General features: G+C 73.0%; 19 protein-coding genes. 7 read left to right on the top strand and 12 right to left on the bottom strand.

Annotated elements, in window-relative coordinates; genetic code table 11:
- The first annotated feature begins 29 nt into the window (after positions 1-29).
- Positions 30-1,094 carry a heparan-alpha-glucosaminide N-acetyltransferase domain-containing protein gene (locus HP550_RS14155; protein ID WP_175348322.1) on the top strand — a complete coding sequence of 355 codons (1,065 nt, stop codon included), beginning with the start codon at positions 30-32 and terminating at the stop codon, positions 1,092-1,094.
- Here the strand turns inward: HP550_RS14155 and HP550_RS14150 are convergent.
- The 3 genes from HP550_RS14150 to HP550_RS14140 all read right to left on the bottom strand — a co-directional run bounded on the left by HP550_RS14150 (position 1,079) and on the right by HP550_RS14140 (position 3,464).
- Positions 1,079-2,464 (bottom strand): hypothetical protein, encoded by a 1,386-nt coding sequence (locus HP550_RS14150; protein WP_175348321.1) that lies wholly within the window; start codon positions 2,462-2,464, stop codon positions 1,079-1,081. The two genes, HP550_RS14155 and HP550_RS14150, sit on opposite strands and share 16 nt — an antisense overlap.
- The gene (locus HP550_RS14145) at positions 2,454-3,008 is read right to left on the bottom strand and encodes a sigma-70 family RNA polymerase sigma factor (protein WP_175348320.1); all 555 of its coding nucleotides are present in this window, start codon (positions 3,006-3,008) and stop codon (positions 2,454-2,456) included. Before HP550_RS14145 ends, HP550_RS14150 begins: the two co-directional genes overlap by 11 nt.
- A gap of 72 nt (positions 3,009-3,080) precedes the next feature.
- Positions 3,081-3,464, bottom strand: coding sequence for a DUF1304 domain-containing protein (locus HP550_RS14140; RefSeq protein ID WP_175348468.1), 384 nt, complete (start codon positions 3,462-3,464; stop codon positions 3,081-3,083).
- A gap of 44 nt (positions 3,465-3,508) precedes the next feature.
- On the opposite strand from HP550_RS14140, the gene HP550_RS14135 reads away from it, so the two are divergent.
- Entirely contained in the window at positions 3,509-4,372 is an 864-nt protein-coding gene (locus tag HP550_RS14135) for a 3-methyladenine DNA glycosylase (protein ID WP_210768127.1), read from the top strand.
- A gap of 7 nt (positions 4,373-4,379) precedes the next feature.
- Here the strand turns inward: HP550_RS14135 and HP550_RS14130 are convergent, their stop codons facing one another.
- From HP550_RS14130 to rnhA, 8 genes are all read right to left on the bottom strand, one after another.
- Positions 4,380-5,021: an AMIN-like domain-containing (lipo)protein gene (locus tag HP550_RS14130; protein WP_175348318.1), complete on the bottom strand. Its 642-nt coding sequence runs from the start codon at positions 5,019-5,021 to the stop codon at positions 4,380-4,382.
- 225 nt (positions 5,022-5,246) lie between these two features.
- On the bottom strand, positions 5,247-5,978 hold the full coding sequence (locus HP550_RS14125) for an FAD:protein FMN transferase (RefSeq protein ID WP_175348317.1): 732 nt from the start codon (positions 5,976-5,978) through the stop codon (positions 5,247-5,249).
- Positions 5,979-5,981: 3 nt separating this feature from the next.
- Positions 5,982-6,536 (bottom strand): FMN-binding protein, encoded by a 555-nt coding sequence (locus tag HP550_RS14120; RefSeq protein ID WP_246280874.1) that lies wholly within the window; start codon positions 6,534-6,536, stop codon positions 5,982-5,984.
- Positions 6,533-7,897, bottom strand: a complete 1,365-nt coding sequence (locus tag HP550_RS14115; protein ID WP_175348316.1) for a ferredoxin reductase family protein — start codon at positions 7,895-7,897, stop codon at positions 6,533-6,535. Before HP550_RS14115 ends, HP550_RS14120 begins: the two co-directional genes overlap by 4 nt.
- 104 nt (positions 7,898-8,001) lie before the next feature.
- Positions 8,002-9,420, bottom strand: a complete 1,419-nt coding sequence (locus HP550_RS14110; protein ID WP_175348315.1) for a pectate lyase family protein — start codon at positions 9,418-9,420, stop codon at positions 8,002-8,004.
- A gap of 208 nt (positions 9,421-9,628) precedes the next feature.
- A complete protein-coding gene (locus tag HP550_RS14105) occupies positions 9,629-10,363 on the bottom strand; it encodes a glutamine amidotransferase (protein ID WP_175348314.1) in 735 nt (244 codons plus the stop codon).
- Complete coding sequence (locus HP550_RS14100; protein ID WP_175348313.1) at positions 10,360-11,238, bottom strand: oxygenase MpaB family protein; 879 nt, start codon at positions 11,236-11,238, stop codon at positions 10,360-10,362. Before HP550_RS14100 ends, HP550_RS14105 begins: the two co-directional genes overlap by 4 nt.
- A gap of 62 nt (positions 11,239-11,300) precedes the next feature.
- Positions 11,301-11,729 carry a ribonuclease HI gene (gene rnhA, locus HP550_RS14095; RefSeq protein WP_175348466.1) on the bottom strand — a complete coding sequence of 143 codons (429 nt, stop codon included), beginning with the start codon at positions 11,727-11,729 and terminating at the stop codon, positions 11,301-11,303.
- Positions 11,730-11,798: 69 nt separating this feature from the next.
- Here rnhA and HP550_RS14090 point away from each other — a divergent pair, with 69 nt between their 5' ends.
- From HP550_RS14090 to HP550_RS14080, 3 genes are read left to right on the top strand one after another with little or no spacing between them, the layout of a single operon-like run.
- Positions 11,799-14,366: a DEAD/DEAH box helicase gene (locus HP550_RS14090; RefSeq protein WP_175348312.1), complete on the top strand. Its 2,568-nt coding sequence runs from the start codon at positions 11,799-11,801 to the stop codon at positions 14,364-14,366.
- Positions 14,367-14,383: 17 nt separating this feature from the next.
- The gene (locus HP550_RS14085) at positions 14,384-14,776 is read left to right on the top strand and encodes an MmcQ/YjbR family DNA-binding protein (RefSeq protein WP_175348311.1); all 393 of its coding nucleotides are present in this window, start codon (positions 14,384-14,386) and stop codon (positions 14,774-14,776) included.
- A gap of 29 nt (positions 14,777-14,805) precedes the next feature.
- On the top strand, positions 14,806-15,066 hold the full coding sequence (locus HP550_RS14080) for a hypothetical protein (RefSeq protein WP_175348310.1): 261 nt from the start codon (positions 14,806-14,808) through the stop codon (positions 15,064-15,066).
- On the opposite strand, the gene HP550_RS14075 is transcribed toward HP550_RS14080, so the two are convergent.
- A complete protein-coding gene (locus tag HP550_RS14075) occupies positions 15,067-15,465 on the bottom strand; it encodes a YccF domain-containing protein (RefSeq protein WP_175348309.1) in 399 nt (132 codons plus the stop codon). It lies immediately after the preceding gene.
- A gap of 72 nt (positions 15,466-15,537) precedes the next feature.
- On the opposite strand from HP550_RS14075, the gene ybaK reads away from it, so the two are divergent.
- Together ybaK and HP550_RS14065 are read left to right on the top strand one after the other, a co-directional pair.
- Positions 15,538-16,041, top strand: a complete 504-nt coding sequence (gene ybaK / locus HP550_RS14070; protein WP_343048181.1) for a Cys-tRNA(Pro) deacylase — start codon at positions 15,538-15,540, stop codon at positions 16,039-16,041.
- A complete protein-coding gene (locus HP550_RS14065) occupies positions 16,038-16,742 on the top strand; it encodes a YggS family pyridoxal phosphate-dependent enzyme (protein ID WP_175348307.1) in 705 nt (234 codons plus the stop codon). The genes ybaK and HP550_RS14065 overlap by 4 nt, the downstream gene beginning before the upstream one ends.
- Positions 16,743-16,815: the final 73 nt, after the last annotated feature.

Genomic DNA, 16,815 nt, shown 5'->3' with positions numbered 1-16,815 from the left:
GAGATCACGCGGCTCGCTAGCATCCCTCCATGCGCCGCATCGTGGGGATCGACGTCGCCCGCGGGCTCGCCGTGCTCGGCATGATGACCGCGCACGTGGGTCCCGACGACCACGGACCGGTCCCACCCGGCGGCTTCTCGCAGCTCGCGGACGGGCGGCCCGCGGCCCTGTTCGTGGTGCTGGCGGGCGTCTCGCTCGCCCTGCTCTCGGGCAGCTCCGCGCCCGTCGTCGGCACCCGGCTCGTCCAGGCGCGGGTACGGATCCTGGTCCGGGCGCTGCTCCTGTTCGCCCTCGGTGAGCTGCTGATCCTGCTCGCGACGCCGGTCGTCGTGATCCTGCCGACCTACGGGCTCCTGTTCGCGATCGGGTGCGTCGCGCTGCGCTGGTCCCGGGCCGCCCTGCTCACCGCGGCGGGGGTCGTCGCCGTCGTCGGCCCCCCGCTCGGCCAGGGCGTCGCGGCGAGCCTCGAAGGTGCCCGGCCGACGGTGCTCGCCGAGATCACGGTCGGCCACTACTACCCGGCGATCGTGTGGACCGCGTACCTGCTGGTCGGGCTCGCCCTCGGCCGCAGCGACCTGCGCTCGACCCGGCTGCGGGGGCTCGGCGCGCTCGTCGGCGTCGGCCTGGTGGTCCTCGGGCACGGCGGCTCCTGGGTGGCGCTGCACGTGCTCGGCTGGCCCACCGCACTGGCCACCACCGAGCCGCACTCGTCGACCACGTTCGAGGTGGTGGGCAACGTCGGTGTCGCGATGCTGGTCATCGCCGCGTGCCTCGCGGTCGCCGACCGGTGGCCGGGAGCGCTCGCCCCGCTCGCCGCGGTCGGGTCGCTGGCCCTCACCGCGTACAGCGTGCACATCGTCGTGATCGCCGCCCTGGGCCGGACGGTCGTCTACGAGGCGACCGCCGAGGTGTGGCTCGGGTTCCTCGTCACGACCGTCGCACTCTGCTGGCTCTGGGCGGCGACCGTCGGCCGCGGACCGCTCGAGTGGGTGCTGCACCGGGTGTCGACGAGGGCCGCGGACATCGCTCCCGACGCCCCGCCGTCGCCGGCACCGGGGCCTGGGCAGGACGTCGACCGTCAGGCGCACTCGTAGACGATGTTGGCGGCGTCGGACCGCATGCCCAGCAGCCACTCGCCGGCTGGACCCTGCAGCGCGAACAGGGCGTTCGCCTCGAGGAACGCCGCGTCGGTGGTGTACGGGTAGCCCGCTGCGGCGCCGTGCACGGCCCCGTACTCGTCGCCCTGCACGCCCTCGGGCGCGATGGTCGACGAGTTGTCCTCGTGCCACGCCCGCACCGCCCGCGAGACCGGGTTCCCGCCGGCCACCGGCACGTAGACCCGGTGCCCGTCGGGCGTCGTCCCCGCGGGGCGCCAGTCCGCGGCCACGTGCGCGTCTTCCTGCGAGTACGTCGTCGCGACGCAGCTCTGCCCGCCGGGCGCCATGGTCACGTCCGGGTCGTCGTACTCGTCCACGGGGTCCGGTGCTCCACGCGCGACTCCGTCGTCCCAGCGGATCGCCGTGAAGTCCCCGCCCGGGACGTCGCCCGGCTGGAGCCGGAGGAACGTGCCCAACGGCGTCAGGATCCCGTAGGTGAGGTTGGTCAGTCCCGGCACCGACGCCTCCCGCACCCGGACCGCGAGCGCGACCGGACCGGGCTCGCGCAGGACCCGGTGCTCGAACGTGTCGTCCATGAGCGGGTCGGCGTCTCCGTAGAGCGAGGACGGGTAGAACGGCGACCCGATGGTGCTCGTCGTCGTCACCCGGAAGTCGTCTCCCAGGTCGATCGACGTCGGCAGCGTCAGCGTGTCGTAGAACGTCTCCACGTCCCGCACGACCCCCGGGGGCAGGGAGATGTTCACCTCGGAGGCGCACGGGTCGGTGGTGCGCGCGCTCGGGCACGCGATCAGCCGGGCGCCCTGCGCGTCGACCTCGTAGAGCCCGCTGACGAACCACGTGCCGAGCTGCTCGTACGTCGTCAGGTAGATCGACGACGCGCCGCGAGTGCCCACGAGGAAGACCGGTGATGTGTCCTCGTCGAACTGCCGCAGCTGGGTCATGTCCGGCGCCGGCGTCGGCGTCTGCCACACCTCCCCCGTCCTCGGGGCGCTCAGCCGCGCGATCACGGTCGCGTCGTCGATCGACTCCGCCCGGGTCACCGGCCCGGTCGGTGTCGGGGCCGTCGTGGGGGTCGGGCTCGGCGTCGTGGTGGGGGTCGGGATGACCGTCGGGGTCACGACGGGCACCACCGGCTCCGGCGGCTGCTGGCCCAGCCCGAACCACAGGCCGACCCCGAGCGCGCCCACCACCCCGACGCCCGCGAACGACTCAGCCGTCCGCCGCGTGATCCGCCGGCGACGGGCCGCCGACCGGACCACGCCCAGCCGGCCGGCGTCCAGCGCCGGCGCAGCACCCTCGATCTCGTCGGACGCCTGAGCCAGCAGGGCGTGCAGGTCATCGGTCACGACGCACCTCCGTCGGAGTCAGCTGGGTGACGGGGATCCGCTCCACTGCGACCGCCGTGCTGCCGAGCTCAGCGTTCAGCCGCGCGAGCCCGTCGGACGTGTACCGCTTGACCGCACCCTCGGACAGCCCGAGCGCACTGGCGGTCTCCACGACGGACAGGTCCTCCATCTGCCGCAGGACCACGCACGCGCGCTCCCGCGGGCTGAGCGTGGCCAGCGCCCGGACGACGTCGGCGCCGGGGAGCCGGTCGTCGTGCCGGACGACCTCGGGGGTCTGCGCCGCGGCGCGGGCCAGCAGGCGGGCCTCCCGCGTCCTGCGGCGGCCGGCGTCGATCGCCCGGGACGCGATGGCGCGGCGCACGTACGCCTCCGCCTGCTCGACGGACCCGAACCTGGCGCGCCCGGAGAACGCGGCGATCAGCGCCTCCTGCACCAGGTCCTGGGCGTCCGACGGCGAGGCCGACACCAGCGTCGCGTGAGCGACCAGACGCTGATAGCGCTCGCGCGCGACCTGCTCCAGCAGGTCCTCCCACCGTCTGCTCACACCACGCACCTCTCGCGACGACGTCCTGCACCCATAACGTCCGTCGACCGCAGCGGCGTTGGGGGTGGGACGTCAGGCGACGAGCGCGCCCACGGCGAAGACGACCGCGAGCAGAGGGAACGTGCCCTGCGTCGCGGCGGCCCGAGCCATGCGGCGGTTGGTCGCGACGAGCACGAGCGCCGCGGCGAGCATCGACCCGCAGGCCAGCAGGATCAGGGCCAGGCCGACCGACTCCTGCCCCGCGAGCGCGAGGCCGACGCCGACGAGGGCGCCGATGGCGAGGAACAGGTTGTAGAAGCCCTGGTTGTACGCCCACGGCTTCACCGCGGGGACGTCCTCGGTGCGCGTCTGGAACCTCGCGTGGACGTCCGGCCGCTCGAAGAGCACCGACTCGTACGCGAAGAACAGGACGTGCAGCAGGGCGGCGAGGACGGCGAACACCGAGGCGAGGATCAGCACGCGGTCAGTCTGTCAGGCTCGCCTACCCTGGAGACGTGCCCCTGACCGCCGCGCCCGCGCTCGACGCCGCCACCTGGCAGTCGCTCGCGGCCACGCACGGCGAGCGGGCCGACGCCTTCACCGCCGGGCGCCGCGAGCGCCGGTCCCGCCAGCAGAAGCACGCGATCGAGGACTTCCTGTTCGAGTACTACCCGGTCACCCCCGCCGCGCTGCGCCGCTGGCACCCCGGGGTCGGCGTCGCGCTCGAGCCGCCCGCCCCGCACGCCGGGTGGCGCTGGTACCGGACGTCCGACGACGGCACGGTCCGGCTCGACGTGGACGCGTTCGTCGTCGACCGCGGTGAGGCCGTCCGGTTCGTCCACGCCCTGCTGACCGCCACGCTCTCCCGTCCGGCGGCCACCGGCTGCTTCGGCCTGCACGAGTGGGCGATGGTCTACCGGGAGACCGACGAGCACCGCCACCCGCTCCCCCTACGGCTCGGGCCGGCCGGCACCGACGCCGTCGTCGAGGCCCACAAGATCCGCTGCACCCACTTCGACGCCTACCGCTTCTTCACGCCCGACGCGGTGGAGCGCAACACGCTGCGGCCGACGCGCTCCTCGATGACCGCGATGGAGCAGCCCGGCTGCCTGCACGCGGGGATGGACGTCTACAAGTGGGCCACCAAGCTGGGGCCTGCGGTGCCGGGGACCCTGCTGCTGGACTGCTTCGAGCTGGCACGCGACATCCGCACGCTGGACATGCAGGCGTCGCCGTACGACGTCACCACCTACGGGCTCGATCCCGTGAGCATCGAGACGCCCGAGGGCAAGGCGGAGTACGTCGCCCGGCAGCGGGTGTTCGCCGAGCGGGGGAACCTGCTGCGCGCCCGGCTGGTGGACGTGTGCGAGGCGCTCCCCGCCTGATCGACCGTCAGCCGTCGTGCCGGACGTCGACCACCACGCGGGCGGGGTCGGCGAGCGCGAAGACGCGGAACGGGTGGTCGGCCGTGTCGAGGCCGAGGAACGCGAGCTCCTGCCCCTCGAACTGACCGCGCACGTTCACCTCGCGCAGGGTCGTGTACCCGGGCGTGAGGATCGGGTTGGTCCCGCTCCACTCGGGGATGCCCGTGGTGTCGGGGATCTGCACCCCGAGCAGGGTGACCGCCAGGGTGCCGTCGCCGGCGATGTCGAGCACCGTGTCCGCGGGGTCGTCGGTCGCGCGGTCCACGTAGCGCACCATCCACCCGGGCGCGCCGGTCCCGCCGAACCGGAAGACCACGCGGTCGTAGCCGTCGTGCTCGCCGGTGGTCACGTCGGTCAGGGTCAGTATCGCGCCGTCCGACGACGCCTGCTCGTCGGGCTCCAGGTCCGCCGGGAACGGGACGGGCTCCTCGGTCTCGGTGGCCACCGCCGTCGGCACCGGGTCCGTGGTCGGCGTGGCGCTCGCGCTCGGAGCGGGCGGGGTCGTCGTCGCCGTCTGCGAGGGCGTCGCAGGTCCGCCGTCGGCGCACGACGCCAGCAGCAGGGCGGTGCCGGCGACCAGGCCGGCGATGCGGCGAGACCGTCCGGGCATCGCGTCTCCTCGTGTCGTCCGTCCCGGTGCTCGGGGCGAGTACGGCCACCGTACGGTGCCGGGCCGTACCCAGCGGGGAGGACACGTGGACGACGGCACCCACCGAGGTGGGCACGGTCCGCATGCTCACGGGCAGCCACGACGGACCTGCCGGGGAGGTCGCCGCCCAGCACGGCGGGTCGGTCAGCGCCGCTGCGCGCGCGGACGGGCTTCCCGGCGCCGCGATCACGCAGGAGCGGCCTGGACCGCCGTGACCAGCTCACCGTCGGCGTCCACGGCGAGCACCGCGGCGGCGCCGTGCTGCGCCGCCCACGCGATCCCGTCGAGACCCAGGGCCAGCACGCAGGTGGCCAGCACGTCGGCGGTCGTGAGGTCGGCCGCCACGACGGTGGCCGCGCGCAGCCCGGTCGCGGCCTGTCCGGTGCGGCCGTCCCAGACGTGCTCGCCGCGCTCGTAGGTGCCGGACGTGGCCACCGCCCCGTCGCGCACCTCCAGCACCGTGAGGAACGCGTCGGGGTCGTCCGGGTCCCGCACGCCGACGTTCCAGCCGCGGCCCGGCTCGGGCTCGCCCCGGACCACGACGTCGCCGCCCGCGTTCAGGCAGAAGGTGGTCAGCCCGGCGGCCGTCAGCGTGTCGGCGGCCCGCTGGGCGGCCCAGCCCTTGACGACGCCGTCGGTGTCCAGCGTGCCGTCGGGCCGGCGGACCGAGAACGCGCCGCCGGAGAGGTCGCCGAAGCGCGCGGCGATGTCGAGGACCTCGCGAAGGTCGGTGCTGGCGTCCACGCCGTCGTCGTACCGGCTCACCTCGCTGCCCGGCTGGAACCGGCTGAACCGGCGGTCGGCGTCGTGCATCCGGTCGAACGCGTCCCGGACCGCGGCGCGTTCGGCCTGCTCGTCCAGCGCGCCGCGGACGTCCACGGACATCGGGATGCCCATCACCAGCTCCAGGTGGCGCACGCGTCAGCCCTGCTGGTCGATGGCGGACTGCACGGACTCGGCGTACGCCTCCGAGGTGTAGGTGGCACCGGACACGGTGTCGATCTGCGCCGACTGGGCGTCGACCACCTCCTGCGCGAGGATCGGCGTCGCTCGCGCGTTGATCTGGACGCTCTCGTGGTGGCCGCCGGGGACCTGGAGGACCTGCACGTCGGTGATCTGGCCCGCGGCGAACGTGACCGACACCTGCACGGGTCCGTACCTCGTCTGCACCGAGGAGCCGACGACCGTGACGGTGTCGCTCGTGGTCGAGCCGGTGTCGGTGCTCGTGGCGGGGTCGGTGGTGGACCCTGCCTGCCCCGAGTCGGCCGCCGCAGTGTCGTCGTCGGAACCCGCCGCGTCGTCGTCGGACGCGGACATGTCGTCCGATGCGGGGACGGACGCGGCCATGCCGTCCGTGCTCGACTCCGCGACCGTGTCCGCGGGCGTCAGCACGGCGAACTTCGCGAAGCCCGCGGCTCCCATGGCGGCCAGGGACCCCGCGTAGATCAGGGTGCCGCGCCAGCGTGGCGTGCTCATGAGTCGATCTCCTCTCGGTGGATGGCGGACCGCGGCACCCCGAGGGCGCGGGCGGAGCGGGCGACGGCGTCGGCCATCGCGGGCGGGCCGCACACGAAGACGTCGCGCGAGGCGATGTCGGGGACCAGCCAGCGCAGGTGCTGCGGGGCGAGCGGGTCGTGGCCGAGGTGGGCACGGCGACCGGGGACCGGCAGGTAGGTCAGGCTCGGCGACGGCGTGAACTCGGCGGCCAGCGCCAGGCCGGCGGCGTCGTGCGCGCGGTGCAGGACGACGACCTGGCGGCCCTGGTCGAGCAGCTCCTCCGCGAGCGCACGCACCGGCCCGATCCCCGCGCCGCCGGCCACGAGGAGCACGCGGTCGGACCTCGCCTGGTCCGCGGTGAAGTGCCCGAACGGCCCCTCGACCTGCACCCGGGTGCCGGGCCGCAGGTCCGTGACCGCCGACGAGTGGTCCCCGAGCGCCCCCACGGTGAACCGCAGGTGGTCGTCGGTCGGCGCCATGGACAGCGAGTACGGGTGCGCCGTCGCCCGGTGGCCGGGGGTGAGGAAGCGGACCAGGAAGAACTGCCCGCCGCGGGCCTCCAGTCGCGTGAGCCCCCGGCCGTGCACCCAGACGCTCGCCAGCCCGTCGGCCTCGGGCACCACCGCGGACACGCGCATCGCGTACCGGCGGTGCGACATCAGCGGCAGGACCACGCGCCAGGTCAGCAGCGCCGCGGCCGTCCCGGCGTAGAGCAGGATCCAGAGGCCGCGGGCCACCGGCGAGCCGACGAAGTGGGTGCCGCCGGCCACCTGGTGGGCGAACGCGAGGAAGATCCCCACGTAGATCGACAGGTGCACCGCGAACCAGACCTCGTACGACAGGTGCTGCCGGGCGAGCCGGGCGCTGGACACCCCGACGGCGAGGAACAGGACCGTGCCGATCAGTGCGGGCCACAGGTACGGCTGCGTCGCCAGCACCGAGGGCACCTCGGACCACACGCTCAGACCGTCCAGCAGCGACCCGCCGACGATCATCAGGACCACGTGCGTGAGCACGAGCAGGACCACGGACGTGCCGAGCGACCGGTGCCAGGCCACGAGCCGGTCGAAGCCGATCCCCCGCTCGAACCAGGGCACGCGCCCGATGAGCAGCAGCTGCGCACAGACGAGGTACGAGGCGAGCAGCCCGGACAGCTCGCCGAGCGACATGAGTGCGCCACCGGGAGTCGTGCCGGTGGCCGCGGTCGTGCCCGCCCACCAGAACGCCAGCACCGCGACGACGCCGAGCCAGAGCGTCGGCAGGACGCCGCTGACGGTGCGGGTCGGTCGCGGCTGGGCGGTCGGCGCCACGGGGGGCGCCTCCCAGGTCGACGTGGTCATGAGACGAGTCTGGGTGGGGGTTCTCCGAGGATCCTCGGAGCTACCTGTCCGTGCGCTGTGCGATGGCCCGCGGCGGTGAGGGGTCCGCCGCGGGCCATCGTCGGTCAGCGGGCGCCGGCCCCCGCGCTCACGATCGACTTCACCGACGAGGCGGTGTCGAGCGTGTACGAGTAGGTCACGGCCTTCACCGATCCCCCGGTCTGACCGGCCGAGGAGTTGACGAAGTGGTTGTTGCGGGCGACGAGCGTGCCCGCGGGCGACGAGCCCTCACCGAGGTGGTAGGTGTCGTCGGTGTTCTCGAAGTAGTTGCCCTCGACGAGCACGCCACCTTCCATGGTGGACGCCACGCCGTAGGAGCCGACGCTCGAGTACAGGTTGTTGAACACGTGCACCGGGTTGCCGAACCGCACCCGCGGGTTGCGCTGGTTGGTACCGTCGAACCAGTTGTGGTGGTAGGTCACCCGCAGCTTGCCGCGGTCCTGCGACCCGTTGTCGTCCGAGTGGCCGACCAGGGAGTTCTTGTCCTGGCCGTCGAAGTGGTTCCACGAGATCGTCACGTAGTCCGAGCCGCGCTTCGTGTCGACCGAGCCGTCGTAGCCCGTGAAGAACGTGTTGCGGTCGATCCAGATGTTGGTCGACGTCTCGATGTTGATGGCGTCGTCGCCCCAGTCGTCGAACGTCAGGTTGCGGACGATGACGTTCTTCGCGCTCTTGATGTTCAGGCCGCAGCCGACGAGCTTGGCGCCGCTGGCCCCGAGCACCGTCTTGTTGGACGCGACGGTGAGCATGCCCGAGCAGGAGATGGTGCCCTGCACGCGCACGACGGGCGCCGATCCGGACAGCGCGCTGGACAGGGCCGACGAGCTGGTCACCGTGGTGGTGGACCCGGAGCCGCCGCCGGTGGTGCCGCCGTTCTGCGACGCCCAGCCCACGAGGCCGGTGGCCGGCGGGTTGGTGGGCGGCGTGGTCGGCGTCGTGCCGCTGCCGACCTTCACCAGCTCCCACTGCTGGTTGTACTGGTTCTTCTCGGCGAGCTGCGTGATCGTGGCGCCGTCGGCCGTGGACCGGTCGGTGACCGTGACGGCCTTGCCGCTGTGCTCGTTCACCAGCCGCACGCGGCCGCCCTCGGAGTCGACCAGCTTGAACTTCTGGTTGGCCGCGTTGGCGTCCGTGTACTGCCGGATCTCACCGCCGTCCGCGGTGCTCCAGCCCCACACGTCGAGCACCTTGCCCGAGTGCCGGTTCTGCAGCCGGTACCAGCCGGAGCCCGAGTCGAGGAACTTGAACTGCTGCCAGTTCCCGTCGTTGCGGGTCCACTGCTGCATGATGCCGCCGTCGGCCGTGGAGAAGTCGCGCACCTCGAGCGCCTTGGCGCTCTGGCGGTTGACGAGCACGTAGTAGGCGCTGGTGTCGACCGTGGCGGCCTGGGCGGGCAGCGCCGCGAGCGTGACTCCGGCCAGTGCGAGCGTGATGCCTGATGCCAACGCGGCGACGAGCCGCCTGGTCTTCTTCTGGATCCTCATCGATCCCCCTGGGGATGCTCGAGTGGAGATGAGCCGACGACGTCCGGGAGGGCGTCGAGGACGGGGGCGGACCGGCCGATCCGCACCCCTGTGGTGAAGCGCTTTCCGCTCGTCGGCCAGGCTAGGCAGCGTCGCCGCTCCTGAACAGGGGAACCGGTTTCCCGAACCGATTCACCGTGCCGTTTCTCATCTGTTCAGAACGGTCCGCTCAGTCCCTGCGGTACCGGCGCACGAAGGCCTCGAGGATGCGCGGCGGCGCCCACACGTCCGCGCTGCGCACCCGGGCGATCACCTCGTCGTACTCACCCGGGCGGTAGTAGCCGTAGTCGCGGTAGACGCCGATCCGGGTGGTGATGCCGGCCAGGTCGAGCTCGGGGTGGAACTGGGTGGCGTACAGGTTCTGGCGCACGCGGAACATCTGCACCGGGCAGGTGGGCGACGACGCGAGCAGCACGGCCGCGGGCGGCAGCACGCGGCACGCCTCCTTGTGCCCGACGAACGCGTCGAACGACGCCGGCAGCTCCGCGAGCAGCGGGTCGGCGCGACCCTCGTCGGTGAGCGTGACCGTCACCGCCCCGATGGGCTCGGCATAGGTGCGGTCGATCACCGCGCCCTGGTGCACCCCCAGCGTGCCGACGCCGTAGCAGGCGCCGAGGAACGGCAGGTCGCGATCGACGATGTCGTCCAGCAGCGTCGACACCTCGGCCTCGACGCGACGCTGGGTCGCCGACTTCTCGCTCTCGGGCTTGCTCGCGTCGAAGGGGCTCCCGCCGACGATGACGCCGTCGTAGCGGTCGAGGTCGACGGGCAGGAACGGCGCCGCCTCCATCCGGACCTGCTCCAGCTCGTCGGCGCGCAGGCCGCCGAACCGGAGGAACGCGGCATGCTCCCCGACTGCCGCGACGTCCTCGGCGCGCGAGCTGAGGAGCAGGAACCGGGTCATCCGACGCCCGCCACCCGGCTGGCGTCGTCCGGTCCGAGCATCCACCGGATCGACCGCGTCGCCACGGCGCCGGCCGTCCGCGACGCGCTCAGCCCGACGGGGCCGGGCCGGTCCAGGCCGAGCAGCTCGAACGTCCACGGGGGCATCGACGCCACCGCGGCCCGCGCCAGCAGCGCATAGCCCGGCCGCAGCGACCGCGGCACAGGTGGTTCGTGCAGCAGGAAGTCGGCGGCGTCACGTGCCGCGGTCGACGGGGCCAGCTCGGGGCGGAACTCCTCCAGCGCCTTGGCCAGCTCGGCCACCGACTCCGGCACCCGCTCGGCACCGAGCTCGACCGCCACGCGGGAGGCCTGCGCGACGTACTCGTCGGCGCCCGCCGCGTCGAGCGGGCGCTGCCCGTACACCCGGTGCGCCCGCAGGAAGCTGTCCACCTCGGCCACGTGCACCCAGCGCAGCAGCGCGGGGTCGCCCGCGAAGTACGCGAGCCCCTCGGGCGTGACGCCGCGGATCCGCTCGTGCACCCAGCGGACCCGCTCGATGGCCGCCGTGGCGTCGTCGATGGTGCCGAACGTGGTGACGGCCAGGAACGTGCTGGTCCGCGCCAGCCGGCCCCAGGGGTCGCCCCGGTAGCCGGAGTGCGCGGCGACGGCGGCCATGGCGGCCGGGTGCAGCGACTGCAGGAGCAGCGCGCGCATGCCGCCGACGAACATCGAGGCGTCCCCGTGCACGGTCCGGATGGCGGAGCCCGGCGGGAACCACCGGGGGCCGGGGGTGCCGTGGATGCGTTCGCGGCTGGCCAGCCCGTCCGGTCCTGCGACGCGCAGGAACAGTGCGGTGCCTGCGCGATCCCGCACGTCGGCGAGGCTCTGCACCATGGGCCCTTCCGGTCGGCGGATCCCCCTGCCCGACGATGCTATGGCTGCCAGGCGACCCGCGCTCAGGCCCGGGCCCGCACCTCGTCGACCCCACGGTTGGCCAGCTGGTCCGCGCGTTCGTTGCCCGGGTCCCCCGCGTGCCCCTTGACCCACACCCAGCTGATCGTGTGCCGGGCGGTCTCGGTGTCCAGCGCCTGCCACAGCTCCTGGTTCTTCACGGGCTTCTTGTCCCCCGTGCGCCAGCCGTTGCGCTTCCAGCCGGCGATCCACTTGGTCACGCCGTTCATCACGTACATCGAGTCGACGTGCAGCACCACGTCGCACGGCTTGGTCAGCGCGCGCAGCCCCTCGATGACCGCGGTGAGCTCCATGCGGTTGTTGGTGGTCACCGGCTCGCCGCCGAACAGCTCGCGCTCGTGGTCGCCGTAGCGCATCCAGGCGCCCCAGCCGCCGACGCCCGGGTTGCCCTTGCAGGCCCCGTCGGTCCACATCTCCACGGTCGGGCGCTCGGTCACGGCCCACACCCTAGACGCACGAGCGCATGGGACCATCGAGGCACGATGAGCACCCCCACCCTGGCCGACCGCATCCCCGCCGACCCCTCCGATCCCGACGCGCTGTACGAGGCCTTCACCGGCTGGGCCACCGACCAGGGGCTCGAGCTCTACCCGCACCAGGACGAGGCGCTGCTGGAGCTGGTCACCGGGGCGCACGTGATCCTGTCGACGCCGACGGGTTCGGGGAAGTCGCTCGTCGCGGTCGCTGCGCACTTCGTCGCGCTCGCCCAGGGGCGCCGCACCTACTACACCGCCCCCTTGAAGGCGCTGGTCAGCGAGAAGTTCTTCGCGCTCGTCGAGGCGTTCGGCTCCGCCAACGTCGGGATGATGACCGGCGACTCGGCGGTCAACCCGGGGGCGCCGATCATCTGCTGCACCGCGGAGATCCTGGCCAACGTGGCCCTGCGCGACGGCGACGGTGCCGACGTCGGCCAGGTGGTCATGGACGAGTTCCACTTCTACGCGGACCCGCAGCGCGGCTGGGCGTGGCAGGTGCCGCTGCTCGAGCTCACCACGGTCCAGTTCGTGCTCATGTCCGCGACGCTCGGCGACGTCGGCTTCTTCGCGGAGGACCTCACGCGCCGCACGCACCAGCCGGTCGCCGTCATCGCGAACGCCGAGCGTCCCGTGCCGCTGACGTTCTCCTACGCGATCGAGCCGCTGCACGAGCTGCTCGACGAGCTGGTGAAGACCCGTCGCGCCCCCGTCTACGTCGTGCACTTCACGCAGAAGGAGGCCGTCGAGCGGGCGCAGTCGCTCATGTCGACGCCCCTGGCCAGCCGCGAGCAGCGGGACCGGATCGCCGACGAGATCGCGGGGTTCCGCTTCGGTCCCGGCTTCGGCCGCACGCTCAACCGGCTGCTGCGGCACGGGGTCGGCGTGCACCACGCGGGGATGCTGCCCAAGTACCGCCGGGTGGTCGAGCGGCTGACGCAGCGCGGCCTGCTGCCGGTGGTCTGCGGCACGGACACGCTCGGCGTCGGCATCAACGTCCCCATCCGCACGGTCCTGCTCACCAGCCTGGTGAAGTACGACGGCGTCCGCATGCGGCACCTGTCCGCGCGCGAGTTCCACCAGATCTCCGGGCGGGCCGGGCGGGCCGGCTTCGACACCGTGGGCGAGGTGATCATCCTGGCACCGGAGCACGTGATCGAGAACCGCAAGCTGCTGCTCAAGGCCGGGGACGACCCGCGCAAGCTGAAGAAAATCATCCGCAAGAAGGCACCCGAGGGCCACGTCAACTGGACCGACAAGACGTACGAGCGCCTCCGGGACGCGCCGCCCGAGCCGCTCACGTCGAGCTTCTCCGTGTCGCACGCGATGGTCCTGCACGTGCTGGCCCGCGAGGGCGACCCGGTCGCGGCCATGACCAAGCTCCTCACCGACAACCACGAGCCCGAGGGGGCGCAGGGTCTGCACGTCCGCCGCGCGATCGCGGTGTACCGCTCGCTGCGGGCCGCCGGCGTGATCGAGCGCCCCTGGGTGGAGGACCCGACCGCCCCGCACGGTCGGCGGCGCGCGGTGCAGCTGACCGCGGAGCTGGCCCCGAACTTCGCGCTCAACCAGGCGCTGTCGCCGTTCGCGTACGCGGCGCTGGACCTCCTCGACCGCGACGACCCGGCCTACGCGCACGACGTCGTCTCCGTCATCGAGGCCACCCTCGACGACCCCCGCCAGGTGCTCTCCGCGCAGGAGAACCGCGCCCGCGGCGAGGCCGTCGCCCAGATGAAGTCCGACGGTCTCGAGTACGACCAGCGGATGGCCCTCCTGGAGGACGTCGGCTACCCCAAGCCGCTCGCCGAGCTGCTCGAGGCCATGTTCGTCACGTACCGGCAGACCAACCCGTGGGTCGCCGACCTCGCCCTGTCCCCCAAGTCCGTGGTGCGCGACATGCACGAGCGCGCGATGGGCTTCGCCGAGTACGTCGCGTACTACCAGCTGGACCGCACCGAGGGCGTGCTGCTCCGGTACCTCGCCGACGCCTACCGCGCCCTGCGGCAGACCGTCCCCGAGGAGGCCCGCACCGAGGAGCTGTGGGAGATCATCGAGTGGCTCGGTGACCTCGTCCGCCGCACGGACTCGAGCCTGCTCGACGAGTGGGAGCGCTTGAGCAACCCGCTCGACGAGCGCGGCGCCGACGCCCCCGGAGGAATCGACGAGGACGTTCCCGAGCCGATCACAGCCAACCCCCGGGTGTTCCGGGCGCTGGTCCGCGGCGCGCTGTTCCGGCGCGTCGAGCTGGCCGCGCGGGAGTTCTACGGCGGGCTCGCGCAGCTGGGCGACCTCGACCCGGAGGACGCGCCGTGGGACGCCGACCGCTGGCGGACGGCGCTGGACCCGTACTACGACGACCACGACGAGATCCTCACCGGTGCGCCCGCCCGCGGCCCGGGGCTGTTCCAGGTCACCCCAGGCCGGGGCACCTGGCAGGTGCGCCAGCTCCTCGATGACCCGGAGGGCGACCACGACTGGCGCATCGACGCGGTCGTGGACCTGGCCGGCTCCGACGAGACGAGCGAGGTGCAGCTGCGGATCGTGGCCGTCGGACCCCTGGGCGACCTCGGCGCCTGAGGCCTAGCGTGACCGTCATGGCCACGTGGGACGACGTGCGGGACGCCGTGGCGGCGCTGCCGGAGACCTCCGAGCAGCCCGGGCGCAGCTGGCGCGTCGGGACGAAGCCGCTCGTGTGGGACCGGCCGCTGCGCGCCGTCGACCACGAGGCGCTCGGCGCGTCGGCGCCCGCCGGACCGGTCCTCGGCGCCCGCGTCCCCGACCTGGAGGCCAAGGAGGAGCTGCTGGTCCGCGCCCCCGACGTCTACTTCGTGACGCCGCACTTCGACGGCTACCCGGCGGTGCTCGCGCGGCTCGAGGTGATGGACACCGACGAGCTGCGGGAGCTCGTCGTCGAGGCGTGGCTCACGCAGGCGCCGAGGCGCGTGGCGAAGGCGTGGCTGGCGAGCCATCCGGACGGTCCCGACTGAGACGGGCCGCTCCGGGTTACCGTTCGCGCATGAGCACCCAGCCCACCGAGCCTCCCGCGCGCACCACGAGGTCGCCGCGGTTCGTGTTCCTCATCTGCCTGGTCGCCGCGCTGGTGTCGGCCGTCTGGGTGCTCGGGATCCTCACCCTCGTCGCAGCCGTGGTGCTCGTGGTCACCGCGATGGTGCTGCAGGCTCGCGGCAAGAACCCCGCGCTCTGGTTCGCGGCGAGCACCGGCGTCGCGGCCGGCACCCTGATCTACCTGCTGATCGTGCTGATCACCGGGCAGTAGTCACTGCCCGTAGGCCGCCATGAGCCGGTCGGACGGGACGATCTGCTTGCCCAGCGGGAACAGCGAGATCGGCACCATCTTCCAGTTGGCCAGCGCCAACGGGATGCCCACGATCGTGAGCGCCTCCGCGATGCCGGTGATGATGTGCATGAGCGCCAGCCACCAGCCCGCGACGATCACCCAGATGACGTTCCCGATCACGGACCACGCACCGGCGGTCGGCTTGTCGACGACGGTGCGCCCGAACGGCCACAGCGCGTAGCTGGCCATCCGGAACGACGCGATGCCGAACGGGATCGTGATGATGAGGATGCAGCAGATGATCCCGGCGAGCACGTAGCCGAGCGCCAGCCAGAAGCCCGCGAGCACGAGCCAGATGATGTTGAGCAGGGTCTTCACGCGCCCAGCCTGCACCCTGCGCCGTCGCGGACGGTATCCGGGATGACCCTGATCGGCCCCTATCGTGGCTGCGTGGCGAAGAAGGAGCATGCCCCGACCGGTACGCCCGCTCTGGTGGCACTGACGGCGGCGGACGTCCCGCACACGGCGCACGCCTACGTTCACGACCCGGCCAGCACGCTCGGCTACGGGCTCGAGGCGGCGGCGGCACTGGGCGTCCCGCCCGAGCAGGTGTTCAAGACGCTGATGACGGTGGTGGACGGCACGCTCACAGTGGCCGTCGTCCCCGTGACCGGTCAGCTGGACCTCAAGGCTCTCGCACAGGCGGTCGGCGGGAAGAAGGCGTCGATGGCGCCGAAGCCCGATGCCGAGCGCGCCACCGGGTACGTCCTCGGCGGGATCTCGCCGCTCGGGCAGCGCAGCGCGCACCCGACGGTGGTCGACGAGACCGCGTGGCTGTTCGACACCGTCCTGGTCTCCGGCGGCCGCCGCGGGCTCGACGTGGAGCTCTCCCCCGACGACCTCATCCGGCTCACCTCGGCCACCGTGGCCGACATCGCCCGGTCCGACGCGTGATCGCCGGGCGCCTGGCCCAGGTGCGTGGACGCGTGGCGCAGGCTGCGATCGACGCCGGTCGCGACCCCGCGGACGTGCGCCTGCTCCTGGCCACCAAGACCCAGCCGGTCGAGCGCGTGCGCGAGGCGCTGGACGCGGACGCCCGGGCGCGCGCCGACGACCCCACGCTCGCCGCGGTGCTCGTCGGCGAGAACCGGGTGCAGGAGCTCGTCGCCAAGGGCCCGTCGCTCGCGGGCCTGACCGCGCTGCACCTCATCGGACCGCTGCAGTCCAACAAGGTGAACGCGGCGCTGCGCTGGGCCTCGTGCATCGAGTCGGTGGCGTCGATCGACCTGGCCGAGCGGCTCTCCGCGCGGGCGACCGACCCGCTCGACGTCTACGTGCAGGTGAACGTGTCCGGCGAGGACACGAAGCACGGCGTGGAGCCGGCCGAGGCGGTCGCGTTCGCCGGGGCGGTCGCCGCCCTGCCGAACCTGCGCGTGGCCGGACTCATGACGGTCGGGGCGCGCTCGGACGACCCCGCGGTGGTGCGCGCCGGCTACGCGCTGCTGCGCGGCCTGCGCGACGAGCTCGTGGCGTCGGGGACTCAGACCGCCACGGAGCTGTCCATGGGCATGAGCGGGGACCTCGAGCTGGCGATCGCCGAGGGAGCCACCCTGGTACGCGTCGGCAGCGCGGTCTTCGGCGCACGGGCCACGTGACCGCCGCGCAGGAGCACCACCTCGGCGACGCGTGCCGAGGCGCCGGGTACCCGGCGGCGGACGGCAGACAGCT

The organism is Cellulomonas humilata, from assembly GCF_013359775.1.
GTDB classification, from domain to species: domain Bacteria; phylum Actinomycetota; class Actinomycetes; order Actinomycetales; family Cellulomonadaceae; genus Cellulomonas; species Cellulomonas humilata.
This window is presented reverse-complemented; position numbering and strand designations above follow the sequence as displayed.

Excerpts from the sequence above, each read along its gene's own strand:
- HP550_RS14155 (WP_175348322.1), top strand. The coding sequence starts at position 30 with ATGCGCCGCATCGTGGGGATCGACGTCGCCCGCGGGCTCGCCGTGCTC.
- HP550_RS14130 (WP_175348318.1), bottom strand. The coding sequence starts at position 5,021 with ATGCCCGGACGGTCTCGCCGCATCGCCGGCCTGGTCGCCGGCACCGCC.
- HP550_RS14120 (WP_246280874.1), bottom strand. The coding sequence starts at position 6,536 with ATGAGCACGCCACGCTGGCGCGGCACCCTGATCTACGCGGGGTCCCTG.
- HP550_RS14115 (WP_175348316.1), bottom strand. The coding sequence starts at position 7,897 with ATGACCACGTCGACCTGGGAGGCGCCCCCCGTGGCGCCGACCGCCCAG.
- HP550_RS14110 (WP_175348315.1), bottom strand. The coding sequence starts at position 9,420 with ATGAGGATCCAGAAGAAGACCAGGCGGCTCGTCGCCGCGTTGGCATCA.
- HP550_RS14105 (WP_175348314.1), bottom strand. The coding sequence starts at position 10,363 with ATGACCCGGTTCCTGCTCCTCAGCTCGCGCGCCGAGGACGTCGCGGCA.
- HP550_RS14100 (WP_175348313.1), bottom strand. The coding sequence starts at position 11,238 with ATGGTGCAGAGCCTCGCCGACGTGCGGGATCGCGCAGGCACCGCACTG.
- rnhA (WP_175348466.1), bottom strand. The coding sequence starts at position 11,729 with ATGTGGACCGACGGGGCCTGCAAGGGCAACCCGGGCGTCGGCGGCTGG.
- HP550_RS14090 (WP_175348312.1), top strand. The coding sequence starts at position 11,799 with ATGAGCACCCCCACCCTGGCCGACCGCATCCCCGCCGACCCCTCCGAT.
- HP550_RS14085 (WP_175348311.1), top strand. The coding sequence starts at position 14,384 with ATGGCCACGTGGGACGACGTGCGGGACGCCGTGGCGGCGCTGCCGGAG.
- HP550_RS14080 (WP_175348310.1), top strand. The coding sequence starts at position 14,806 with ATGAGCACCCAGCCCACCGAGCCTCCCGCGCGCACCACGAGGTCGCCG.